Origin of the sequence: Paraburkholderia sp. BR10882 (assembly GCF_040948855.1) — a bacterium.
Classification (GTDB): Bacteria; Pseudomonadota; Gammaproteobacteria; order Burkholderiales; family Burkholderiaceae; genus Paraburkholderia; species Paraburkholderia nodosa_A.
On the sequence record NZ_JBFPKP010000023.1, the window covers coordinates 18,700 to 43,162 of the forward strand.

General features: G+C 66.4%; 19 protein-coding genes, 1 pseudogene and 1 riboswitch. Of the genes and pseudogenes, 4 read left to right on the forward strand and 16 right to left on the reverse strand.

The window, feature by feature from the left end; genetic code table 11:
• Positions 1-7: 7 nt before the first annotated feature.
• The 12 genes from AB3X99_RS35040 to AB3X99_RS35095 form a co-directional block, all read right to left on the reverse strand.
• Complete coding sequence (locus AB3X99_RS35040) at positions 8-763, reverse strand: ABC transporter permease (protein ID WP_042269663.1); 756 nt, start codon at positions 761-763, stop codon at positions 8-10.
• The gene (locus AB3X99_RS35045; protein WP_368606643.1) at positions 760-1,686 is read right to left on the reverse strand and encodes an ABC transporter ATP-binding protein; all 927 of its coding nucleotides are present in this window, start codon (positions 1,684-1,686) and stop codon (positions 760-762) included. The genes AB3X99_RS35040 and AB3X99_RS35045 overlap by 4 nt, the downstream gene beginning before the upstream one ends.
• A 277-nt stretch (positions 1,687-1,963) precedes the next feature.
• The gene (locus AB3X99_RS35050) at positions 1,964-2,236 is read right to left on the reverse strand and encodes a lipid asymmetry maintenance protein MlaB (RefSeq protein ID WP_069268249.1); all 273 of its coding nucleotides are present in this window, start codon (positions 2,234-2,236) and stop codon (positions 1,964-1,966) included.
• Positions 2,233-2,865: a phospholipid-binding protein MlaC gene (locus AB3X99_RS35055; RefSeq protein ID WP_069268248.1), complete on the reverse strand. Its 633-nt coding sequence runs from the start codon at positions 2,863-2,865 to the stop codon at positions 2,233-2,235. The genes AB3X99_RS35050 and AB3X99_RS35055 overlap by 4 nt, the downstream gene beginning before the upstream one ends.
• Before the next feature lie 177 nt (positions 2,866-3,042).
• Entirely contained in the window at positions 3,043-4,053 is a 1,011-nt protein-coding gene (locus tag AB3X99_RS35060) for a VacJ family lipoprotein (protein ID WP_069268247.1), read from the reverse strand.
• Between the two features lie 14 nt (positions 4,054-4,067).
• Positions 4,068-4,631 (reverse strand): outer membrane lipid asymmetry maintenance protein MlaD, encoded by a 564-nt coding sequence (gene mlaD, locus AB3X99_RS35065; protein ID WP_368619593.1) that lies wholly within the window; start codon positions 4,629-4,631, stop codon positions 4,068-4,070.
• A gap of 73 nt (positions 4,632-4,704) precedes the next feature.
• On the reverse strand, positions 4,705-5,481 hold the full coding sequence (gene mlaE / locus AB3X99_RS35070) for a lipid asymmetry maintenance ABC transporter permease subunit MlaE (protein ID WP_342949830.1): 777 nt from the start codon (positions 5,479-5,481) through the stop codon (positions 4,705-4,707).
• Positions 5,478-6,299 (reverse strand): ABC transporter ATP-binding protein, encoded by an 822-nt coding sequence (locus tag AB3X99_RS35075; RefSeq protein ID WP_028206560.1) that lies wholly within the window; start codon positions 6,297-6,299, stop codon positions 5,478-5,480. Before AB3X99_RS35075 ends, mlaE begins: the two co-directional genes overlap by 4 nt.
• A 170-nt stretch (positions 6,300-6,469) precedes the next feature.
• Entirely contained in the window at positions 6,470-7,582 is a 1,113-nt protein-coding gene (gene thiE, locus AB3X99_RS35080; protein ID WP_368619594.1) for a thiamine phosphate synthase, read from the reverse strand.
• Complete coding sequence (locus AB3X99_RS35085) at positions 7,579-8,394, reverse strand: thiazole synthase (RefSeq protein ID WP_069268246.1); 816 nt, start codon at positions 8,392-8,394, stop codon at positions 7,579-7,581. The genes thiE and AB3X99_RS35085 overlap by 4 nt, the downstream gene beginning before the upstream one ends.
• 80 nt (positions 8,395-8,474) lie before the next feature.
• Positions 8,475-8,672, reverse strand: a complete 198-nt coding sequence (gene thiS / locus AB3X99_RS35090) for a sulfur carrier protein ThiS (protein WP_069268245.1) — start codon at positions 8,670-8,672, stop codon at positions 8,475-8,477.
• Positions 8,673-8,714: 42 nt separating this feature from the next.
• Positions 8,715-9,863, reverse strand: coding sequence for an FAD-dependent oxidoreductase (locus AB3X99_RS35095; protein WP_069268244.1), 1,149 nt, complete (start codon positions 9,861-9,863; stop codon positions 8,715-8,717).
• A 264-nt stretch (positions 9,864-10,127) separates the two neighbouring features.
• A riboswitch (TPP riboswitch) is annotated at positions 10,128-10,242 on the reverse strand.
• 311 nt (positions 10,243-10,553) lie between these two features.
• Between AB3X99_RS35095 and AB3X99_RS35100 the strand changes: the two genes are divergently transcribed.
• From AB3X99_RS35100 to AB3X99_RS35115, 4 genes are all read left to right on the forward strand, one after another.
• Entirely contained in the window at positions 10,554-12,311 is a 1,758-nt protein-coding gene (locus AB3X99_RS35100) for an ABC transporter ATP-binding protein/permease (RefSeq protein ID WP_069268243.1), read from the forward strand.
• On the forward strand, positions 12,308-13,075 hold the full coding sequence (locus AB3X99_RS35105; protein WP_368619595.1) for an SDR family NAD(P)-dependent oxidoreductase: 768 nt from the start codon (positions 12,308-12,310) through the stop codon (positions 13,073-13,075). Before AB3X99_RS35100 ends, AB3X99_RS35105 begins: the two co-directional genes overlap by 4 nt.
• Positions 13,076-13,354: 279 nt before the next feature.
• Positions 13,355-14,650, forward strand: coding sequence for an MFS transporter (locus AB3X99_RS35110; protein ID WP_368619596.1), 1,296 nt, complete (start codon positions 13,355-13,357; stop codon positions 14,648-14,650).
• Between the two features lie 49 nt (positions 14,651-14,699).
• Positions 14,700-16,064 (forward strand): D-amino acid dehydrogenase, encoded by a 1,365-nt coding sequence (locus tag AB3X99_RS35115; RefSeq protein WP_368619597.1) that lies wholly within the window; start codon positions 14,700-14,702, stop codon positions 16,062-16,064.
• Between the two features lie 33 nt (positions 16,065-16,097).
• On the opposite strand, the gene thpR is transcribed toward AB3X99_RS35115, so the two are convergent.
• The 4 genes and pseudogenes from thpR to AB3X99_RS35135 all read right to left on the reverse strand — a co-directional run.
• Positions 16,098-16,658, reverse strand: coding sequence for an RNA 2',3'-cyclic phosphodiesterase (thpR, locus tag AB3X99_RS35120; RefSeq protein ID WP_069268241.1), 561 nt, complete (start codon positions 16,656-16,658; stop codon positions 16,098-16,100).
• Between the two features lie 157 nt (positions 16,659-16,815).
• Complete coding sequence (locus AB3X99_RS35125; RefSeq protein ID WP_069268240.1) at positions 16,816-18,282, reverse strand: glutamate synthase subunit beta; 1,467 nt, start codon at positions 18,280-18,282, stop codon at positions 16,816-16,818.
• A gap of 104 nt (positions 18,283-18,386) precedes the next feature.
• A complete protein-coding gene (locus AB3X99_RS35130; RefSeq protein ID WP_368610404.1) occupies positions 18,387-23,087 on the reverse strand; it encodes a glutamate synthase-related protein in 4,701 nt (1,566 codons plus the stop codon).
• A 650-nt stretch (positions 23,088-23,737) separates the two neighbouring features.
• A pseudogene (locus AB3X99_RS35135) lies at positions 23,738-24,427 on the reverse strand (transposase); the annotation flags it as partial.
• Positions 24,428-24,463: the final 36 nt, after the last annotated feature.

Sequence of the window (24,463 nt, forward strand, 5' to 3'; positions counted from 1 at the left end):
CTCCTGCTTAGTGACGCAGCTTGTACCCGCTCGCGAGCAAACGCATGGCGAGCGTGGCCAGCGCCACGAAAAACACGAAAACGATCGACAGGCTCACGAGCGGGTTGATGTCGGACAGGCCGAAGAACCCGAAGCGGAAGCCATCGATCATGTAAAAGAACGGATTGAGCCGCGACACTTCGCGCCACAGGGGCGGCAGCGTATGCGTCGAATAAAACACGCCCGAAAGAAACGTGAGCGGCATGATGAGAAAGTTCTGAAACGCCGCGAGCTGGTCGAACTTCTCCGCCCAGATCCCGGCGATCAGGCCGAGCGTGCCGAGGATCGCCGAGCCGAGCACCGCGAACGCGAGGATGTAGAACGGCGCGGCGAAGCTCATCGGAATGAACCAGATCGTCACGACGAACACGCCCGCGCCAACGGCGAGGCCGCGCACGATCGAGGCGAGCACGTAGGCGCCGAACATCTCCCATGCAGCGAGCGGCGGCAACAGCACGAACACAAGATTGCCCGTGATCTTCGACTGGATCAACGACGACGAGCTGTTCGCGAAGGCGTTCTGCAGCACGCTCATCATCACGAGGCCCGGAATCAGGAAGCTCGTGTACTCGACGCCCGGATACACCTCGACATGGCCGCGCAGCGCATGGCCGAAGATCGTGAGATAGAGCAGCGCGGTAATGACGGGCGCGAGCACGGTCTGGAAAGCGACTTTCCAGAAACGCAACACTTCCTTGTAGAACAGCGTACGGAAACCGCTCATGCGAGACCCTCGACCACTTCAGGACCGTTCATCACCTGCACGAAGACATCCTCCAGATCGGCCTTGCGCACTTCCACTTCTTCGAGCTTGCAGCCGTTCGCGCGGCACTTGGCCAGGATGCGCTCCACGTCGTCGTAGCTCGCGAGGCGCAGCAGATGCTGGTGCGGGCTGGCGTTGGAAAGATCGACTTCGAGCGCGCGCAAATCGCTCGGCAGCACGCCTTCCGAGAAGCGCAGGAACAGCTGCGTGCCCGCGAAGCGCTGCAGCAGCGCGCTCGTGCGCTCCAGCGCGACCATCTCGCCGCGCCGGAGCATGGCGATGCGGTCGCACAACTGCTCGGCTTCTTCGAGATAGTGCGTGGTGAGCACGATGGTGTGCCCTTCGCGGTTCAGGCGCGCGATGAACTTCCAGAGCGTCTGGCGCAGTTCCACGTCCACGCCGGCGGTCGGTTCGTCGAGCACGATCACGGGCGGCCGGTGCACGAGCGCCTGCGCCACGAGCACGCGGCGCTTCATGCCGCCGGACAGCGCGCGCATGTTCACGTCGGCTTTCTCGGTGAGATCGAGATTGGCCATGACTTCGTCGATCCACGCGTCGTTGTTGCGCAGGCCGAAGTAGCCGGACTGGATGCGCAGCGTCTCGCGCACCGTAAAGAACGGATCGAACACCAGTTCCTGCGGCACGACGCCCAGGTTGCGGCGCGCGTTGCGGTAGTCGGCGACGACATCGTGGCCGCGGACGGCGATCGAGCCCTCGTCCGCGCGCGCGAGGCCGGCAAGAATGCTGATGAGCGTCGTCTTGCCCGCGCCGTTCGGGCCGAGCAGCCCGAAGAACTCGCCGTCTTCGACCGTGAAGCTGACGCCCTTGAGCGCCTGAAGCGACCTGTAGCGCTTCTTGACGTTACGGATTTCTATGGCTGGCATGACTAATACGCCGCCCGTTTGCGAACGGCGCGGCTCAAGAGTGCATCAATGCTGCGGGGAAGACCGGAATTGGGGACGGCTTATCAGGCCGGCTTTGCTGTCTCACTGCACGCTTATTACGTACCAGGCGGCACTTTTTGCGCCGAGGCAGCGCCCAAAAAACGGTTGATTATAGGCCAAGTCGGGAAGCGCGGCCTGGCCCTGGAGGGGAACGGCGTCGGCCCGGCAGTGCGGTGTGATCCCGCTTGAACGCTAGCGTCCGGCCAGGCGACGCGGGTCAATGTCGCTCGTTGAGAAGCGAATCGACGCCGTAGGCGCGCGCGAGAGAGGCGAGCGCGGGGGGCATGTTGAGCACGGCAAGGGAAGCGCCGCGCTCACGCGCGGCACGCTGCCACGCGATCAGCACAGCGAGCGCCGATGAATCGAACTGGGTGAGCGCCGCGCAGTCCACGGCGGTTGCGCCCGCCGAGATCTGCGCGAACCCGGCCGAGAGCGCGGCCTTAGCGCTCTCGTGGGTCAGGTTGGCGCCGGTGGCGAAACGCTCGCTCACGAGGTCGCCTTGCCCGATGCGAGTTGCTGGTTACGCTGCGTGAGGAACTGGATCAGGCCGTCCACGCCGCCTTGCTGGATCTTTTCCTGGAACTGCTGCTGGTACGCCTGGATGAGCCACGCGCCGAGCACGTTGATGTCATACACGCGCCAGCCTTGCTGCGTCTTGTAGAGGCGATAGTCGAGCTCGATCGGCTGGCCGCCGTTCATGACCGTCGAACGGACCACGACGTCGGTGTCGTCCGGGTTCGCGCGGAACGGCTTGTACTGGATCTGCTGGTCGCGCACCTGGGCGAGCGCGCCCGAGTACGTGCGGATCAGCAGCGTCTTGAACTGTTCGATGACCTGTTGCTGCTGCTCCGGCGTGGCCGTGCGCCAGTTGCGGCCCATCGCGAGTTGCGTGGTGCGGCGGAAATCGGTGTACGGCAGGATCTTTTCGTTCACGAGCTGCGTGATCTTGCTGATGTCGCCGGACTGGATGGACTTGTCACCCTTGATCTGGCTCATGACCTGCTGCGTGACTGTCTGGACCATCGCGTCGGGATTGCTGGTGTCTACCGTCTGGGCAAATGCGCCGCCGGCAAACGAAAGAAACATGGCGAAAAACGGGTACAGAAAGAATTTTTTCATCTCGAGCCCTGCTAGTTGGGGGACATCGCCCCGTTGGAACCAACGATATCACGCGAGATCTATCGCGCTGTGTCAAAACCGCCAGCAAAGTGCGACAAGCGTTTCTGCTTGTTACGTCAGACGTATACGTCGGACGAACGCTCCGGCGAGGCGTTCCAGCACGCCGGAGCGCAGCGCTCAGTGCAGCCGCAGCATGCTCGGGAAGCCGATGCGCGCGGGCGGAATCATCTGGTCGCCTGGCACCGTGGTTTCCGACGCGCCCGTGGGCGCCGCGGCGCCGGCCGGGCCTTCCAGCGTGGCCGGGGCGGTCGTTGCGCCGTTGGGGTTGGCGGGTGCCATGCTGGCCGCATTCGGGGTGGCCGCAGGCGCAGTGCCCGAAGCGGGCACTGCCGCACCGGCAGCCGCACCCGAAGCGGGGGCCGCCGCGCCCTCGTCGGTGTCGTCGTACTTCGGCAGCGGCGCGCCATCGCCGTAATCCGGCAGATTGCTGTTGCCCGACGACGCGCGGCCGTCCGACAGCAGATAGCGGCGGCGCTGCAGATAGGCGTTGCGGATGAACGAGTACCTGTCGATCGCCGCGCCTTCGAGCAGGTCGCTCGCGCCAAGCAGGTTGGCGCGCGTGCTCACCACGTTCAGCCCGTAAAGGCCCCACGACAGCGCGGCCGGATCCACATAGGTGAGCGGGTTGATGAAGTAGTTCGGCACGAGGCCCACGCCGTCACGCACCGTGCTCGGACCGAACAGCGGCAGCACGAGGTACGGGCCGGGCGGCACGCCATAGTGACCGAGCGTGAGACCGAAGTCCTGGTTGTGCTTGGGCAGCTTTGCGAGCGTCGCGACGTCGAACAGACCGCCGAGGCCGAAGACCGTGTTGATCACGATCCGCATGATGTCCTCGACACCATCGGTGATCTTCAGCTGCAGGAAGTTGTTCGCGGCGTTGTACACGTCGCCGATGTTCGCGAAGAAGTTCGTCACGCTGTCGCGCACGGGCTGCGGCGTCACCTTCACGTAGCCCTGCGCCACCGGCTTGAGCGCGTACGTGTCAACCTTGTCGTTGAACGTGTACACCGTGCGGTTGAACCCTTCCCATGGATCTTCCTTCGATGGCGTCTGCACCGTCGAACAACCCCCGAGTGCAAGCGCTGCGACGCCAAGCGTAATGGCGCGCATGCGTATGGTCGTCATTCTTTTTCTCCTTCTTATTGGGCCGCCGAAGCCGCCGGTGCAGGCGCCTGAGCCGGTGCGGGCGCGGGTGCTGCAGCAGGCGCCGCATCCGTGCTCGCGCCGCTGGACGGCTTCGCGGCGCCCGAATCGGCCGCCTTGCTATAGAGGAACTGGCCGATCAGGTTCTCGAGCACGATGGCCGACTGCGTCATCGAAATGGTGTCGCCGGCCTTGAGCATTTCCGAATCGCCGCCCGGTTCGAGGCCGATGTACTGCTCGCCGAGCAGACCCGACGTCAGGATCTTCGCCGACGTGTCCTTCGGAAACTGGTACTGCTGGTCGAGGTTGATCGTCACCAGCGCCTGATAGGTGTTGGAGTCGAAGCCGATCGAGGCCACCCGGCCCACGGTCACGCCCGCGCTCTTCACGGGCGCGCGCGGCTTGAGGCCGCCGATATTGTCGAACTTGAGCTTCACCGGGTAGGTGGCCTGGAACGACAGGGAACTCATGTTGCCGGCCTTCAGCGCGAGAAACAGCAGCGCGATAAAGCCCAGCACCACGAACAGGCCGACCCAGAAGTCGAGAGCATTCTTTTTCATCGTCATCCCAATGAGAATCCGTTGCAGCGTCGCTCATATGCGCGCCGCGCGGCCGGGTCGCAGCCCGGCCTCTTTAGCTGAACATCAGCGCGGTGAGCAGGAAGTCGAGGCCGAGCACCGCGAGCGACGCGTACACGACCGTCCTGGTAGTCGCGCGCGACACGCCCTCGGGCGTGGGCTTCGCCTCATAGCCCTGATAGAGCGCGGTAAACGTCACAGCGAAGCCGAACACGATGCTCTTCATCACGCCGTTGCCCACGTCTGCCCAGACATCCACGCCGCCCTGCATTTGCGACCAGAACGCGCCGGCGTCCACGCCGATCAGCAGCACGCCCACCACATAGCCGCCCAGAATGCCGACCGCGCTGAAGATGGCCGCGAGAATCGGCATGGCGATCACGCCCGCCCACATGCGCGGCGCGACCACCACGCGCACGGGGTCCACCGCCATCATCTCCATGGCCGTGAGTTGCTCGCCCGCCTTCATGAGGCCGATCTCGGCCGTGAGCGAGGTGCCCGCGCGGCCCGCGAACAACAGCGCGGTGACGACGGGCCCGAGCTCACGCACGAGCGAGAGCGCGACCAGCAGCCCGAGCGCCTGCTCGGAGCCGTAGCGGTTGAGCGTGTAATACCCTTGCAGACCGAGCACGAAGCCCACGAACAGGCCCGACACGGCAATGATCAAGAGCGAATAATTACCGACGAAGTGGATCTGCTTCGTGACAAGACGCGGCCGGCGCAGCAGCGGGAAGAATTCGAGGACGAGGCGCACGAAAAAGCGCGTGGCGTGCCCCGCGCGCGCGATCGTTTCGAGCACGGTGCGCCCGATCGAGCTGATGGCACCGGTCATGAGCGGCCTCCGCCAATGCCGAAGTCCGCTTCGAGCGGCAGGTTCGACGGGTAATGGAAGCGGAACGGGCCGTCCGGCGCGCCGTCGATGAACTGGCGCACGATCGGGTCGGTCGAGGCGCGCAGCTCGGCGGGCGTGCCCTGCGCCTGCACCCGCCCGTTCGCCATGAAGTACACGTAGTCGGCGATCGCGAACGACTCGGGCACGTCGTGCGTGACGAGGATCGAAGTTGCGCCGAGCGCGTCGTTGAGCGTGCGGATGAGATTCGCGGTGATGCCGAGCGAAATCGGGTCGAGACCCGCGAACGGCTCGTCGTACATCATGAGTTCGGGGTCGAGCGCGATGGCGCGCGCAAGCGCCACGCGCCGCGCCATGCCGCCGGAAATTTCCGAAGGCGCGAGGTCGCGCGCGCCACGCAGGCCGACGGCGTTGAGCTTCATGAGCACGAGGTCGCGGATCAGCTCTTCAGGCAGGTCGGTGTGCTCGCGCAGGGCGAAAGCGACGTTCTCGAACACCGACATGTCGGTGAAGAGCGCGCCGAACTGGAAGAGCATGCCCATCTTGCGGCGCAGGGCGTAGAGGCCGTCGCGCGATTGCGCGCCGACGTCCTGGCCGCCGAACAGCACCTGGCCGCGCTGGGCGCGAACGAGGCCGCCGATCAAGCGCAGCACTGTCGTTTTTCCGCCACCGGAACCGCCCATGACTGCCACGACCCGACCGCGCGGGAAGCGCATGTTCAGTCCGGACAGGACGAGCCGGTCGCCGTAGCCGAAGTCGACGTCGCGCAGCTCCAGGAGGGTCTCAGAGGTTGAGGGCACGTGGTCTGACAGTCCATTTACACGAAGGCGGGATTATAGGGCCATCGTGGAAAACCTGCCGTGACGCCCCCGGACCCGCCGATGTAAGCCGCAAGCGCCCGCTGCTGCGGGTTGCGGCCCCCTTGGCCCCGGGTCGCGCTCGCGGCGCAGCCCGAAGCCAGGGCGGACCATTATTGCGTAAACGCGTTGCGCAATGCAGCAACCGCGGCAGCCGGGTCGGCCGCCTCGGTCACGGCGCGCACCACCGCCGCGCTGCCGGCGCCCGTGGCGAGCACTTCGGGCAGCACATTGCCGTCGATGCCGCCGATCGCCACCATCGGCACGACGCCGTCCAGCAGCTTCACGTAGCGGGCAAGACGCGCGAGGCCCTGGGGCACCGTGGGCATGGCCTTGGTCGTGGTGGCGAACACGGCGCCGCACGCGAGATAGCTCGGACGGAAGTGAAGCGCCGTGAGCATCTCGAAGTAGCCGTGCGTCGAGAGGCCAAGACGTGCGCCCGCCGCCGCGATCGCGCCGAGATCGGCTTCGCGCAGGTCTTCCTGGCCGAGGTGCACGCCATATGCGCCGGCCGCGACGGCCTCCTGCCAGTGATCGTTGATGAAGAGCTGCGCGTCGTGCTTGCGGCCCGCCGCGACGCAGCGCTCGATTTCGTTCGTGAGCGCCGGCGACTTCGGCTGCTTGCTGCGCAACTGCACCGTCTTCACGCCGTAGTCGAGCACGCGCTCGACCCAGTCGGCCGTGGGCAGTACGGGATACAAGCCAAGCTTCGCGGGACACGGCGCAAACGGCTGTGCGGGCGCGTCGGGCAGGCCCAACACCCGCGGAAAACGCTCGATGTCGACGGGCCAGGCGTCAGCCTGCTGCTCGTCGCCGTCGCGCCAGGCGAGCGCGAGCACGAGCGCGTCGTGCGGATCGAAACCGCAGTCGAGGAACGCCGCCAGCGCCGGAATCCAGTCTTCCGCCAGCTCGCCTTCGAGCGCGTAGCGCTCGCCGCCCAGATGCAGCGTGGCGCGCGCCGCCTTCGGGTTTTCGCCCGCGGCTTCGATCACGCCCGCGCCGTCGGTCATCCAGCGCGCGATGTTGGCCAGATGCGGCGCCGCGTCGGTCACGATGATCAGATCGCCGCCGTTGGGCGCGTCGGGCGGCGTGAGACAGATGCGCCACGGCGCATGCGTGGGCTGCCAGTCGCCCAGGCGCGCGCGGATGCGCTCCGCCGTTTCGGTGAGTTCGTCGGCGGGCGGCCAGAACAGTTCGCGGTCTTGCAGGCGCAGCGTTTCAGTCATCGCTTGTCTCCATCCTGGTGCCAGAAAGGCATGCCGACCACGGGCGTGCTCGCGACCGCCGCTTCGCGCTCGGCCATCGGTCCGGCGAGAAACGCGGCGCGCCCCGCCTCGACACCCAGCGCGAACGCGCGCGCCATCGCCTCGGGGTGCGTGGCCTGCGAAACGGCCGTGTTGAGCAGCACGCCGTCGAAGCCCCACTCCATTACCTGGCACGCGTGCGAAGGCACGCCCAGGCCCGCATCGACGATGAGCGGCACATCGGGCAAGCGCTCGCGCAGCACGCGCAAGCCGTAGGGGTTGATCACGCCCTTGCCGGTGCCGATCGGCGCGCCCCACGGCATGAGCGCCTCGCAGCCGGCGTCGAGCAGACGCCGGCCGATCACGAGGTCCTCGGTGCAATACGGCAGCACCTTGAAGCCGTCCTTCACGAGGCGCGACGCGGCCTCGATCAGGCCGACCGGGTCGGGCTGCAGCGTGTAGTCGTCGCCGATCAGTTCGAGCTTGATCCAGTCGGTTTCGAAGACTTCGCGCGCCATGTGCGCCGTCGTCACCGCCTCGTTGACGGTGAGGCAGCCGGCCGTGTTCGGCAGGAGCGGCACGCCGTGGCGCTTGAGCAGATCGAAGAAGCCGGCCTCGGCGGTGCCCTCGTTCATCTGGCGGCGCAGCGCGACGGTGATCATGCCGGGGCGCGCGGCAGCCATGGAGTCGGCGAGCGATTGCAGCGACGGATAGCGCGACGTGCCGAGCAGCACGCGGCTCGCGAAGGTTTCGCCGTAGAGCGTGAGCGCGTCGGCAGTGGTTGTGGTGGTCATGGGTTGGAATCCTTGGCGGTGTCGTGAACGCGCTCGCCGTGTATGCGATGCGCGCGACCGGTGGCCTGGGCGAGCGAGGCTCAGCCGCCGGCCACGGGGCTCACGACGTCGAGGCGGTCGCCCGCCTGGAGCGAGCGCGCGCCATGCTGGGTACGCGCCACGAAATCGCCGTTCAGCGCGACGGCGAACGGCGGACGCGCGCCGAATGCGGTGAGCGCATCGGCGACAGTCGCGCCCTCGGGCAGCGTGATCGGCTTCTGGTTGATTTGAATGTCCATGGCAAATACGTTCTCAAACTGCGGATTATTTCTGGTGAGGCGTCAGGCCGGCTCGTGCGCGCCCTGCGCGTGCAGCATGTCGCCCCAGCGAGACGCGCGGCGCAGCGACTCGAAGGATTCGGCATCGCTCACGCGGGCGTCGAGCAGCGCCTGGGCGAAGCGCGCGGCTTCGTCGGCGACTTCCGGCGCGATCATGAAGCCGTGCCGATAGAGACCGTTCACACGCAACGTGGTCTTGCCGTCCCAGATGAGCGCCGGGCGGTGGTCGGGCAGCGTCGGGCGGCACTGCGTGTTCAACTCGAGGATGCGCGCCTCGCCGAACGCCGGATGCACCGCGAACGCCGCGCTCAGCAGTTCGAGCGCCGAGCGCACGCTCACCGGCGAGCGGTCCTCGCCTTCGATCTCGGTCGCGCCGATCACGAAGACATCGTGTTCCTTGGGCGCGATATAGAGCGGATAGCGCGGATGCAGGAGCCGCACCGGGCGCGTGAGCGTGATGCCCGGCGCGTGCACGCGCGCGACTTCGCCGCGAATGCCGCGCAACCCCGGCAGCGCAGGTTTGGCGCCCAGCCCGCGGCAATCGATCGTCACGCGCGCGGGCGGCGGATTGGCCTCGTCGACCGTGGTGTGCCAGTGGGTTTCCACGCCGCGCGCAGCGAGCCCCGCCGCCAGAGCGGCCAGGGCCTGGCGATTGTCGAGCTGGCCCTCGCCTTCGAGCAGCCAGCCGCGCGCGAAGCGCCCCGCGAGCGCCGGTTCGGCGGCGTCGAGCTGCGCACCGGCGAGCGCGACGAAGTTGGCATCGGCGAGAGAACGCGGCGCGTTGGCGCGCACGCGGCGCTCGAAGAGCGGCGCTTCGGTGCGATCGGCGCTATGCCAGACCACGAGCGTGCCGTTGCGCTGGAAGAACACGGGCTCCGGCAACTCGGCCAGAATGCGCGGCCAGGTTTCGAGCGATGCGACGCCCAGCTCGGTAATGAGCATTTCGGCGACGGCAGCCTCCGCGAGCGGCGCGAGCATGGCCGCCGCGACCCAGGCTGCGGCTTCGCCGCCTTCGGGGCCGCCGCGCTCGTAAAGCGCGACGCGATGGCCCTCGCCGGCCAGACGCCATGCGACGAGCCGGCCGCTCAGGCCGCCGCCGAGCACGGCGAAGTCGGGCACGCTGCCCACGTCAGGGTTGCGGGCGCGGCTCATGACGACGCTCCGTCACGCAAGGCGAACGGCAAGGCGAACGCGATAAGAATCGGGGAACAAAGAGAATAGGCGGTCATCGTATCCTTTCCGTACGGCAGCAGCAGACGTACCCAAGGACGAAACCGGCTGGCAAGGCCGACCGTGGAGGCTATGCGGCGCAGACGGCCCGATACGGAATGCGTATACGAACCCAGGCGCCCAAAGCGCAGCCCGGCGGGAATCCTGGCGCCCCCGCCTTTTCAAAACCCAGGCTGGGCGCTCCGGTAAGACTTTCTGGAAACTTCCCGCGCCGGTATTACCCGGATCGGGTGCAAAGGGTTTCTCTCAGCCTCACTGGCGGCATGCCCGGCATACCGGTGAAGCACCCCTGTTTCGTCAACGACGATTAGACCACAAAACGCGCGCGGCCCGCAAACCTCGGCGGAACCGGGGGGCGTGGTCTGGCACAATGCCCTGAACCCGCCTCTTTCGCCTCGCGAGCCCGCGCGGTGAGACAATGAGCGCCACGCTACGGCGGCGCCAGCGTGCGCTTTTGTCTCCACGCCTCGCGCCGGTTTTGGCTCCGCCTGTGGCCCGTTAAGACTCACTTAAGCGCCCGACGACAGAATCGCTGCAAAAATCGCTGCAACGCTGCCGCCGTGCGGCGCGCGGCGCATGCCCCCAGCGGGCCGCCACACCTTCAGGACGCACATGACCAACCAACCTGCCCGCGCCACGCCCGATCAGAACGAGCATCAGAAGATCACCGCGTGGAGCCTGATCAAGCCCTACTGGGTCTCCGAGGAACGCTGGATCGCCTGGGGCCTGCTCGTCGCGATCATCGTGATGAACCTGCTCGTCGTGTGGATCAACGTGCGCCTGAACGGCTGGAGCGCGGAGTTCTACAACGCGTTGCAGGCCAAGGACGTCAAGCGCTTCCCGCCGCTGTTGATGACCTTCACCGAACTGGCGTTCGGCTTCATCATCCTCGCGGTGTATGGCCGCTATCTGCGCCAGATGCTCGGCTTTCGCTGGCGTCAGTGGCTCACCACGCGGTTCCTGAACGAGTGGCTCGGCAAGGGCGCGTTCTACCGCATCGAGCGCGACCGCCTCGCCGACAACCCCGACCAGCGGATCAGCGACGACCTCCAGTCGTTCGCCACGACCACGCTCTCGCTCACGCTCGACCTGCTCTCGACGGTCGTCACGCTCATCTCGTTCATCACGATCCTGTGGACGCTCGCGGGCGCGCTCACCGTCACGCTGGGTGGGCAGCCGCTCGCGATTCCGGGCTACATGGTGTGGGCCGCGGCGCTCTATGCCGTGTTCGGCTCGCTCGTGATCCAGAAGGTCGGCCACCCGCTCGTGTCGATCAACTACCAGCAACAAAAGGTGGAAGCGGACTTCCGCTTCGGCCTGATCCGCCTGCGCGAAAACGCCGAGCAGATCGCCCTCTACGACGGCATGGACACCGAGCGCAGCAACGCGCAGGGCCTCTTCGCGCACATCAAGGACAACTGGTGGCGCGTGATGAAATACACGAAGCGCCTCACCTTCGTGCTGAGCTTCTACGGCCAGATAGCCATCATCTTCCCGCTCGTGGTGGCCGCGCCGCGCTACTTCGCGGGCGCCTTCACGTTCGGCGTGCTGATGCAGATCTCGCAGGCGTTCGGCACCGTGAGCGACTCGTTCTCGTGGTTCATCAACAGTTACTCCACGCTGGTCGAATGGCGCGCTACCGTGAATCGTCTGCGCGAATTCGTGCGTGTGGTGCACTCGCCGCGTCTGAAGGAATCGGTCTCGCCCGCCACCGAGCACGGCGGCATCAACCTGCACTTCATCGACAACAACGAGCTCGCCACCGAGCATCTCAAGCTCTCGCTGCCCAACGGCACGCCGCTCTCGGAAGTGCGCGACATCGCCATCAAGCCGGGCTCGCGCTGGCTCGTGCGCGGCCCCTCGGGCGCAGGCAAGAGCACGCTGATGCGCGCGCTCGCGGGCCTCTGGCCCTTCGGCGAAGGCTCGATCGACGCGCCTGTCGATGCGCGCATGATGTTCATCCCGCAGCAGAGCTATCTGCCCATCGGCACGCTCAAGGCAGCGCTCACCTACCCGTCGCCTGCCGACGACTACAGCGACGAAGACTGCCGCGAAGCGCTGCGCGCCTGCCGCCTCGAAGAGTACGTGGATCGTCTCGGCGAATCGGCGCACTGGACGCGCGTGCTCTCGCCGGGCGAGCAGCAACGCCTTGCGGGCGCGCGCGTGCTGCTGCACAAGCCCGACTATCTGTTCCTCGACGAAGCGACGAGCGCGCTCGACCCCGACAACGAAAGCCGTCTCTACAAGCTGTTCATGGAACGTCTGCCCAAGGCAGCGATCGTGAGCGTCGCGCACCGTGAGTCGCTCGCGGCGTACCACCACGAAACGCTCGAGATCGAGCGCATGCCCGAAGAGCGGGTTGCCGCGTGAGCGCAAGCGCGCTGCGCGTCGTGCTGATCACGGGCGCGGGCTCGGGCATCGGCGCGGCGCTCGCGCGTCGCCTCGCGGCGCCGGGTGTAGCGTTGATGCTGCACACGCGCGGCGCGGATGAGGCATCGCGCGCCCGGCTCGCCGCCGTTGCCGCCGGGTGCGAACAGCGCGGCTCGACCTGCGCCACCGCGTACGGCGATCTCGCGCTGGCCGGCCAGGCGAGCGCGCTCGTGGACGCCACGCTCACGCGCTTCGGCTCGCTCGACCAGCTCGTCGCCAACGCCGGGCACGCGCAGCGCCAGACGCTCGCCGCGCTCGACGCCGCGTCGCTCGAAGGCGCTTTCGCGGCCATGCCTGCCGCGTTCGCCGGGCTCGTGCAACGCGCGCAGCCGGCGCTGGAACGCTCGGCGGGCGCCCGCGTGGTCGCGCTGAGCTCGTTCGTCGCGCACCGCTACCGCGCCGGCGCGCCCTTCGCGGCCACCGCCGCCGCGAAGGCCGCGCTCGAATCGCTGGCGAAAACCGCCGCGGCAGAACTGGCGCCGCACGGCGTGACCGTGAACTGCGTCGCGCCCGGCTATACGCGCAAGGACAAGGGCCCCGCGCCGGAAAACGCGCCGGTGTGGGAGCGTGCGGCACAGGAAACGCCGCTCGGCCACGTGGCCGATCCCGCCGATGTCGCCGAACTGATCGCCTTCCTGCTCTCGGATGCCGCGCGCCACATCACCGGCCAGGTGATTCATGTCGATGGCGGGCTCACGCTCTAGCGCCTTGCGGTTCCCGCGCGCCATCGTTCGCTCGCTATCGAACTAGATATCGGAATACAACGATAGCGGGCGCCCCCAAATTGCCCCTCGCCTCAGCGCGGTTTCGCACCGTAAAATACCCCTCCAGCACACCGGAGACGGGCGGCGTCGCACCGCGCAGCCCGCCAGCGTCAAGCGCACACGCCACCCAACGCGTCTGCGCCAGCCGGGTCGCTTGCGCAGCACGGGCCGCTCAGCCCGGTTCGTTGCGCGCACAACAAATATGGGGGAAGACACGCGATGGGCTACTTTCACTGGTTCACCGAATTGAACGCGCGCGAGCGGCGCACGCTTTATGCGGGATTCGGCGGCTACGCCGTCGACGCGTTCGACTTCATGATCTACTCGTTCCTGATCCCGACGCTCATCGCGACCTGGGGCATGACCAGGAGCGAGGCCGGCATGATCGCGACCAGCTCGCTGATCTCCTCGGCGGTCGGCGGCTGGCTCGCCGGCATCCTCGCCGACCGTTACGGCCGCGTGCGCGTGCTGCAGTGGACCATCGCCACCTTCGCGCTCTTCACCTGCCTCTCCGGCTTCACGCATTCATTCTGGCAACTGCTCGCCACGCGCACGCTGCAGGGCATCGGCTTTGGCGGCGAATGGACGGTCGTCACGATGATGATGGCCGAAACGATCCGCTCGCCGCAGCATCGCGCGAAAGCCGTGGGCACGGTGCAGAGCAGCTGGTCGTTCGGCTGGGGCGCGGCTGCCATCCTGTACTGGGCCTTCTTCGCCCTGCTACCCGAGGAATACGCGTGGCGCGCGTGCTTCTGGATCGGCATCGTGCCTGCGCTCTGGATTCTCTATGTGCGCCGCAACGTGAGCGATCCCGACGTGTTCGTCGCCACACGCCGTGCGCGCGAAAGCGGCGCGGTGCAAAGCCACTTCATGCAGATCTTCGCGCCCGCGCATCTCGTCACCACCCTGCTCGGCAGCGCGCTGTGCACCGGCATGCTCGGCGGTTACTACGCGATCACCACCTGGCTGCCCACCTACCTCAAGACGGTGCGCCATCTCTCGGTGTTCAACACGAGCGGCTATCTGATCGTGCTGATCGTCGGCTCGTTCACGGGCTACATCGTCGGCGCGATCCTGTGCGACAGGATCGGCCGGCGCGCGTCGTTCATCCTGTTCGCCATCGGCTCGTTTGCGCTCGGCATGGCCTACACCATGCTGCCCATCACCGACACCGCCATGCTCCTGCTCGGCTTTCCGCTCGGCATCGTCGTGCAAGGCATTTTCGCGGGCGTGGGTGCGTACCTCTCGGAGCTTTACCCCAACGCGATCCGCGGCTCGGGCCAGGGCTTCTGCTACAACCTCGGACGCGGGCTCGGCTCGTTTTTCCCCATTCTCGTAGGCACATTCGCGCAAACCACCTCGCTCGTGAAGGCGATCGGCGTGGTGGCCGGCGCGGGCTATCTGCTCGTGATCGTCGCGGCGCTGTGCTTGCCGGAGACGAAGGGCAAGACGCTGACCGAGGAAGTGCCTGCTGCCGGGAGCGAGCGAGCGTCTGCGGAGTCCACTGCACGATGAGCGCGAACATGCTGCAATACCGACCGTCCCTCCCTGTTGTGCGACCGGCATGAAAACGATCGTCCTCGGCGCCGGTGTGATCGGCGTCGCTACTGCGTACTATCTGAGCGAACGAGGCTGCGACGTCACGGTCGTCGAACGGGAACCGGGCGTCGCGCTCGGCACGAGCTTCGGCAACGCCGGCGTCATCGCGCCCGGCTATGTCACGCCGTGGGCCGCGCCCGGCATGCCCGCGAAGCTCATCAAGTATCTGCTCAAGCCGACCTCGCCGCTGATCTTCCGGCCCACGCTCGATGCCGCGCAGTGGCGCTGGATCGCGCGCTGGCTGCGCGAATGCGATCTCGCGCGCTTTCGCGTGAACAAGCAGCGCATGCAGCGCATTGCCTATTACAGCCGTGAATGCCTGCACGCTTTTCGCGCCACGCACGCGTTCGAGTACGGGCGCAGCCAGGGCTATCTGCAGCTCTTTCGCAGCGACTACGACCTCGAGCTCGCGCAACCGGCGCTCGGCGTGCTGCGCGATGCGGGCATCGTCTATCGCGAACTCGATGCCGCCGCTTGCGCGCAGGTCGAGCCGGGGCTTGCGTGGTCACGTGTGAAACCGGTGGCGGGCGTCTATCTGCCGGAAGACGAGGCCGGCGACTGCGCACGCTTCACGCGCGAGCTGCGCTCCGTCTGCGAATCACGCGGCGTCACGTTTTTGTTCGATACCGAAGTGCTCGCGCTCGAAGCCGCGGGCGGCAAGGTGAACGGCGTGCGCGTGCGCGCCGTGCCCGGGCGGCGCACGGCCAACAACCGCAAGGACCGGCGCGAGCAGCGCCGCGCGCCGGCCGAGGTGCTGCGCCCGGCCGAGCGCAGCGAGCCCACCGACGACACGCCCCACACGCTCGCCGCCGACGCCGTGGTGGTCGCCCTGGGCGTGGAGAGCGCGGCGCTCGTCGCGCCGCTTGGCGTGCGCGTGCCGTTGTATCCGGTGAAAGGCTATTCGGCCACGCTGCCCGTGGTCGACGAGCAGAAGGCCCCGCGCGCCGCGCTCATGGACGAGTCGCTCAAGACGGCGATCACGCGCTTCGGCCCGTATCTGCGTGTGGCGGGGACGGCGGAACTGGGCGACCACCGCGCGACGCTGCGCGAGCAGGCGCTGCAAACGCTCATGAAGGTGCTCGACGACTGGTTCCCGCACGCCGCGACGCCTTCGTCGGCGCAATTCTGGGTGGGGCGCCGGCCGATGGTGCCGGACGGCGCGCCGCTGCTCGGCACGTCGGGCGTGGATGGCCTGTGGCTGAACGTCGGGCACGGCTCGACGGGCTGGGCGATGTCGATGGGCTCGGGCCGCGTGCTCGCGGACCTCGTCACGCAGCGCGTGCCGGAAATCGATCTCGATGGACTGACGCTGGCGCGGTATCGCCACTAAGCGTCGGTCGAGACTCCAACGCAGGGCGACACCTCAATCGAGCGCGACGCTCGCCAACGCCTCGTAGCGCGCGCCCTGCCTCGCCAGCGTGCTCGAATACAGCACCAGCGACTCGAAGCACAACGGCGGCAGCGCTTCGCCGCCGCTTGGCGCCGGCGCGCCCACGGCGTCGCGCGCGAAGCGCGCGAGCGTCACATGCGGGCGGAACGCTCGTGCGTCGAGCGGCAATCCCACGTCTCCCATGAGTGAGCGCACGTGCCAGTCGAGCGCCGTGAACGCATCCGACATCGCGAGCACGGCCACCATGAGGCGCGGATGGGCGCGTCCCGGCCAGCATTCGATATGCGTGACTTCAGCGGGTGGGAGGAGCGGCGCGTGCTCGGCGAGCCGCCGCGAGAGCACGTGTCCCTGGTCGAACGACATTGCGCCGATGAACGTCACTGTCAGATGGAGTTGCGCATAGGGCACGCGCCGCGCATTGGGCGGCACGTCCAGCGCGGCGAGCGCATCGCGCGACGCCGCAGTGGGCGAAAGCGCGATGAAGCAGCGCCGCCATTGCTGCGTGTCACGATCGGTCTCGCGGGCTTCGGACATGATCGGCGGGCCTCGTTCGGTCGGGCAATCGCGTCATGGTAATCCTCTCGCGCGCAGACGTAAAAAAGCCGGGTCATCCTTGCGGATGCCCGGCTTTCTGGCTTCGTGTCTCCTGCCGTCTCCCGTGCGTCCCAGCGAATAGCGGGACGCACCGGATTTAACGCGGCAACTCCGAGCTGCCCATCAGGTACGCATCGACCGAGCGCGCGCATTGACGGCCCTCACGGATCGCCCACACCACGAGCGACTGGCCGCGGCGCATGTCGCCGGCGGTGAAGACCTTGTCGACCGACGTGTAGTACGCCTTCTCGCCCTCGGTCGAGGCACGCACGTTGCCGCGCGCATCCTTCTCGACGCCGAATGCTTCGAGCACCGGCGAAACCGGCTGCGTGAAGCCCATGGCGAGCAGCACGAGATCGGCCTTCATTTCGAATTCCGAGCCTGGCACTTCGACCATCTTGCCGTCCTTCCACTCCACACGTGCGGCGATCAGCTTCTCGATCTTGCCGTTCTTGCCTTCGAGGCGCTTGGTGGCGACCGACCAGTCGCGCGAGCAGCCTTCGTCATGCGACGACGACGTGCGCAGCTTGATCGGCCAGTACGGCCACACGAGCGGCTTGTTCTCTTCCTCGGGCGGCTGCGGCAGCAGTTCGAACTGCGTGACGCTCTTCGCGCCGTGACGGTTCGAGGTGCCCACGCAGTCGGAACCCGTATCGCCGCCGCCGATCACGACCACATGCTTGCCCTTGGCGAGCAGCTGGTTTGGCAGCTTGTCGCCGGCGTTGACCTTGTTCTGCTGCGGCAGGAACTCCATGGCGTAGTAGATGCCTTCGAGTTCACGGCCCGGCACCGGCAGGTCACGCGGCGTTTCCGAACCGCCTGCGATCACCACGGCGTCGAACTGGTCCTTCAGTTCGTCCGGCGAGATCGTTTCCTTCGCCGTGTTGCCGATGTACGCAGGCAACTCGCCACGGCCGATGAACACGTTGGTGCGGAACGTCACGCCTTCGGCCTCCATCTGCCGCATGCGGCGGTCGATCAGCCACTTCTCCAGCTTGAAGTCGGGGATGCCGTAGCGCAGCAGGCCGCCGATACGGTCGTTCTTCTCGAACACCGTCACGTCGTGACCGGCGCGCGCGAGCTGCTGTGCGGCGGCGAGGCCCGCGGGGCCCGAACCGACCACGGCAACCTTCTTGCCCGTCTTGTGCTTCGCGACTTGAGGCGCGACCCAGCCTTCGGCCCAGGCCTTGTCGATGATCGCGTGCTCGATCGACTTGATGCCGACCGGGTCGTCGTTGATTCCGAGCGTGCACGCCGCTTCGCAGGGCGCCGGGCAGATGCGGCCCGTGAACTCGGGGAAATTGTTCGTGGAATGCAGGACGTCGATCGCGCTCTTCCAGTCCTGGCGGAACACGAGGTCGTTGAAGTCCGGAATGATGTTGTTGACCGGGCAGCCGTTGTTGCAGAACGGGATGCCGCAGTCCATGCAGCGTGCGCCCTGGATCTTCGCGTCGGCGTCGGAGAGCGCCGCCACGAATTCCTTGTAATGCTTCACGCGCGTGAGCGGTGCTTCGTACGCCTCATGCTGGCGCTCGAACTCGAGAAAACCGGTTGCCTTACCCATAGGGTTCTCGTCTATCTCTATCTATTCGGTGAGGGGCCCGCGCCCGCCGCCGCTTCAGTGAGCGCGGCGGGCGCTTCGTCTTCGTTCAGTCGTCGTCTTGCGGATCAGGCGGCCAGTTCTTCCTGGTTCGCCTTCTTCGCGCCGAGTTCGCCCAGTGCGCGCTTGTATTCCGTCGGGAACACCTTCACGAACTGGCGGCGCGCCGCATCCCAGTTTTCGAGCAGCGCCTTGGCGCGCGTCGAGCCCGTGAACTGGAAGTGACGCTCGACGAGTCCCTTGAGCAGCGCTTCGTCGGTCTGGCCCGTGTGCCACAGTGCGCGGTCCACAGTGCGCTCCTGTTCGGCCTGCTGCAGGACCGGGTCGAGCGCGACCATCGACTTGTTGCACTTGCCGGCGAAGGTGCCGTCCGGGTCGTACACGTAGGCGATACCGCCCGACATGCCCGCCGCGAAGTTACGGCCCGTTTCGCCGAGCACGACCACCGTGCCGCCCGTCATGTATTCGCAGCCGTGGTCGCCCGTGCCTTCGACGATCGCCGTCGCGCCCGAATTACGCACCGCGAAACGCTCGCCCGCGACGCCGCGCAGGAAGGCTTCGCCTTCGAGTGCGCCGTACATCACCGTGTTGCCGCAGATGATGTTTTCTTCGGACTTGCCGCGGAAGTCGTTGGTCGGACGGATGATGATGCGGCCGCCCGAGAGGCCCTTGCCGACGTAGTCGTTGCCGTCGCCCACGAGGTCCAGCGTGATGCCGCGTGCGAGGAACGCGCCGAAGCTCTGACCCGCCGTGCCCTTCAACTGGATGTGGATCGTGTCTTCCGGCAGACCGTCGTGGCCGTACTTCTTCGCGACGACGCCCGAGAGCATCGCGCCGACCGTGCGGTTCACGTTGCGCACCGGCTGGATGAACGAGACGTGCTCGCCCGTTTCGATCGCCGCCTTCGCCTTCTCGATCAGCGTGTGATCGAGCGCGCGGTCCAGACCGTGGTCTTGCGTGTCGACGTGCTTCTTCGCGACTTCAGCGCCGACCGACGGCTGATAGAACACGCGCGAGAAGTCGAGACCCTTCGCCTTCCAGTGCTCCACGCCACGGCGCGTGTCGAGCAGATCCGCGCGGCCGACCAGATCGTCGAACTTGCGGATACCCAGTTGCGCCATGATTTCGCGGACTTCTTCAGCGATGAAGAAGAAGAAGTTGACGACGTGCTCGGGCTGGCCCGAGAACTTCGCGCGCAGCACCGGATCCTGCGTCGCCACGCCGACCGGGCAGGTGTTCAGGTGGCACTTGCGCATCATGATGCAGCCCTGGACGACGAGCGGCGCCGTCGCAAAGCCGAATTCATCCGCGCCGAGCAGCGCGCCGATCACCACGTCGCGGCCCGTCTTCATCTGACCGTCGGCTTGCACGCGGATACGGCCGCGCAGCTGGTTCAGCACCAGCGTCTGCTGCGTTTCCGCCAGACCGAGCTCCCACGGCGTGCCGGCGTGCTTGAGCGACGAGAGCGGCGAGGCGCCCGTGCCGCCGTCGTGACCGGCGATGACGACGTGGTCGGCCTTGGCCTTCGCCACGCCGGCTGCCACCGTGCCCACGCCCACTTCCGACACCAGCTTCACCGAGATCGACGAAACCGGGTTCACGTTCTTCAGGTCGTGAATCAGCTGCGCCAGGTCTTCGATCGAGTAGATGTCGTGGTGCGGCGGCGGCGAAATGAGGCCCACGCCCGGCACCGAATAACGCAGCTTGCCGATGTACTCCGAAACCTTGTGGCCCGGCAGCTGACCGCCTTCGCCCGGCTTCGCGCCCTGCGCCATCTTGATCTGGATCTGGTCCGCCGACGACAGGTACTCCGCCGACACGCCGAAGCGGCCCGACGCCACCTGCTTGATCTTCGAACGCAGCGAGTCGCCATCCTTGAGCGGGATGTCCTTGACGACTTCCGGCCCAATGATCGACTGCATCGTGTCGCCGTTCTTGATCGGAATGCCGCGCAGTTCGTTGCGGTAGCGCTTCTCGTCTTCGCCGCCTTCACCCGTGTTCGACTTGCCGCCGATGCGGTTCATCGCAACGGCCAGCGTGGCGTGCGCTTCCGTCGAGATCGAGCCGAGCGACATCGCGCCAGTCGCAAAGCGCTTGACGATTTCCTTGGCCGGCTCGACGTCGTCGATCGAGATCGCGCGCGCCGGGTCGAGGCGGAATTCGAACAGACCGCGGAACGTCATGTGGCGCCTGGTCTGATCGTTGATCAGGTGCGCGTATTCCTTGTACGTCTGGTACGAGTTGCTGCGCGCCGAGTGCTGGAGCTTGGCGATCGCGTCCGGCGTCCACATGTGGTCTTCGCCGCGCACGCGGTAGGCGTACTCGCCGCCCGCGTCGAGCATGTTGGCGAGAACCGGGTTGTCGCCGAATGCGTCGCGGTGCAGACGGATCGCTTCTTCAGCCACTTCGAACAGGCCGATGCCGCCCACCTTCGAGGCCGTACCCTTGAAGTACTTGGCGATCAGATCGTCAGCCAGACCGACGGCTTCGAAAATCTGCGCGCCCGTGTACGACATGTACGTGGAGATGCCCATCTTCGACATCACCTTGAGCAGGCCCTTGCCCACTGCCTTGGTGAAGTTGTAGACGGCCTTCTCGCCCGACAGGTCGCCCTTGAGGCCCTGCGCCATTTGCGCGAGCGTTTCCATCGCGAGGTACGGGTGCACGGCTTCCGCGCCGAAACCGGCGAGCAGCGCGAAGTGGTGCGTTTCACGCGCCGAACCCGTTTCCACGACGAGACCCGTGCTCGTGCGCAGGCCGTGCTGCACGAGGTGCGAGTGGATCGCCGAGGTGGCGAGCAGCGCGGGAATCGCGACGTTGTCGCGGTCCGCGCGGCGGTCCGACACGATCAGAATGTTGTAGCCCGACTTGACCGCATCGACGGCTTCCGCGCACAGCGACGCGAGACGCGCTTCGATGCCTTCCTTGCCCCAGGCCACCGGATAGCAGATGTTCAGCTCGTAGCTGCTGAACTTGCCGCCCGTGTACTGCTCGATCGCGCGGATCTTCGCGATGTCCTTGAAGTCGAGCACCGGCTGCGACACTTCGAGACGCATCGGCGGGTTGATGTTGTTGGTGTCGAGCAGGTTCGGCTTCGGGCCGATGAACGACACGAGCGACATCACCATGTTTTCACGGATCGGGTCGATCGGCGGGTTCGTGACCTGCGCGAACAGCTGCTTGAAGTAGTTGTAGAGCGTCTTGTTCTTGTTGGACATGACCGCCAGCGGCGAGTCGTTGCCCATCGAACCGACCGCCTCTTCGCCCGACATCGCCATCGGCGCCATCAGGAACTTGAGGTCTTCCTGCGTGTAGCCGAACGCCTGCTGACGGTCGAGCAGCGCGGCGGCTTCGGCGCGCGCGGTCGCGACGTCTTCCGCCTTCGGCTCGATCTCGTCGAGCTTGATGCGCACGGCGTCGATCCAGCTCTTGTACGGCTTGGCGTTGGCGAGGTTGTCCTTGAGTTCCTTGTCGTCGATGATGCGGCCGTGTTCCATGTCGATCAGGAACATCTTGCCCGGCTGCAGACGCCACTTCTTGACGATCTTCGACTCGGGGATCGGCAGCGTGCCGGCTTCCGACGCCATGATGACCAGGTCGTCGTCCGTGACGATGTAGCGCGCCGGACGCAGACCGTTACGGTCGAGCGTCGCGCCGATCTGGCGGCCGTCGGTGAATGCGATCGCGGCGGGGCCGTCCCACGGTTCCATCATCGCAGCGTGGTATTCGTAGAACGCCTTGCGGTTCTCGTCCATCAGCGTGTGCTGTTCCCAGGCTTCCGGGATCATCATCATCATCGCGTGGACGAGCGGGTAGCCCGCCATCACCAGCAGTTCGAGACAGTTGTCGAACGATGCGGTGTCGGACTGGCCCGGATAGATCAGCGGCCAGAGCTTGGGCAGGTCGTCGCCGAGCACGTGCGAGGCGATCGCGCCGGTACGGGCGTTCAGCCAGTTCACGTTGCCCTTGACGGTGTTGATTTCACCGTTGTGGGCGATCATGCGGTACGGGTGAGCCAGTTCCCACGCCGGGAACGTGTTGGTCGAGAAGCGCTGGTGCACGAGCGCCAATGCCGACACCACGCGCTCGTCCTGCAGGTCGCGGTAATACACGCCAACCTGGCCGGCGAGCAGCAGACCCTTGTAGACGACCGTGCGCGCCGAGCACGACGGCACGAAGTATTCCTTGCCGTGCTTGAGCTTGAGCGCCTGAATGCGGTGGCTCGCGGTCTTGCGGATGATGTACAGCTTGCGCTCGAGCGCGTCCGTAACCATCACGTCCTTGCCGCGGCCGATGAAGATCTGGCGGATCAGCGGCTCGCTAGCCTTCACCGTGGGCGAGATCGGCATGGCGTGATCGACCGGTACGTCGCGCCAGCCCAGCACGACCTGGCCTTCTGCACGCACCGTGCGCTCGAGTTCCTGCTCGCAGGCGAGACGCGAGGCGTGTTCCTTCGGCAGGAAGATCATGCCGACGCCGTACTCGCCGAACGGCGGCAGCGTCACGCCCTGCTTGGCCATCTCTTCGCGGTAGAACGCGTCCGGAATCTGGATCAGGATGCCCGCGCCGTCGCCCATCAGCGGATCGGCGCCCACGGCGCCCCGGTGGTCGAGGTTCTCGAGAATCTTCAGGCCTTGCTGAATGATTTCGTGGCTCTTCTTGCCCTTGATATGGGCGACGAAACCGACGCCACAGGCGTCGTGTTCGTTTTGCGGGTCATAGAGACCTTGCGCGGCGGGCACCGCGGCGCGCTGCTGGTGATCGTTCATGGGGACACCGTCAGAGTGGGGCCGTTGCCAGCCGTTGAATCCGTTTTCTTGATTTACGCCGCTTACGTGACCGCTGTACGGCGTTGCGCGGGTACTACGTGCTTCCCGCGTTATGCGCCCAGGAGAGCCGAAAGGCGAATATACGCGACGAATCAAGGGGATGCAAATAAAACGTGATGTTCGAACCCCAATTATCGAGTTGGTGCATTCGCACATTTTTTTATTGGGGTCACATTAAATTCGGGCAAAAGAAAACGGCATCCGGGGATGCCGTTTATTTCGTAAACACTTGAGCCGAAAAGCAATCAGTGAGTGCCGGTGCCCGGCTTGCGCTCGTCGTGTTCCGAACTCGAACCGGAGGAGCCTCCGCTGCCGGAACCCTGCGAACCACCGGAATGGCCGCCCGCGCCACCCGGATTTCCACCCGATGTTGTAGCCGAACCACTCCCAGGGTGACCTCCTCCCTGCGTCGAGGTCGGGCCAGCCGGGTTGGCGCCGGCGTGCGAGGTAGAATGGGGGCCAGATTGTGTCGCGCCATGGCTCGCCGGCTGACCACCGGCCCCGCCCGATCCGGCCGCAGGCGTCGAAGCCGGGCTCGCGGTGGCCGCGGCGCCAACGGCGCCCGGCGTCGCCGCAGACGTGCCTGGCGCCTCGCGCACCTTGCGCGGGCGCCCACGCGGCAGCGGCGAGACGCGCCGGTTCGCCGTGCGCGACGCCCAATCGCGGTACGTGTCGCTGCCGAGCACCCAGCCCTTGAGCGTGGCCTGCATGAGCTGTGTCGTTTCGCGTTCGTCGAGCACCTGCTCGCAGAGTTCGCGATACGCGCGCTGACGCTCGAAAGGCGTATTGCCGAGCGCCCAGTACAGCGGATGGTCGGTGATGAGGCTGTCGACGGTGAGGCCGATGTGATGCCGGTAGCTCGACCATCGATAGTCTTCGGGCGCCGTCACGAGGTGGCTGCGCACCGGTGCGAGCTCGACGACGCGGCTCGCCAGCAGGAAGAAGCGCTCGCCCTCGATGACCGTCGCGCGATAGCGCCCCTCCCAGAGCGTGCCGCGACGCGCATAGCGCCGGTTGAAATGCGCCACGTAGCGCCGGCCGACCGCCTGCATTGCCTTGGGCAGGCTGGATTCGTCGGAAGGCGTGACGAGCAGTTGCACCGCGCCGGGCATCAAAACCCACGCATGCACCGCCAGATGATGATCGCGCGCCGCGGCCTTCAGGCAGTCGATGAACAGTTCGTAGTCCTGGTCATCGACGAACGCGGGCTGCTGATCGAGTCCGCGCAGGATCACATGCTGTGGCTGATCGGGAACATAAAGACGTGCAAGCCGTGCCATGCTCGATTTTCCTGGTTCCGTTGGTGAATACCCGCA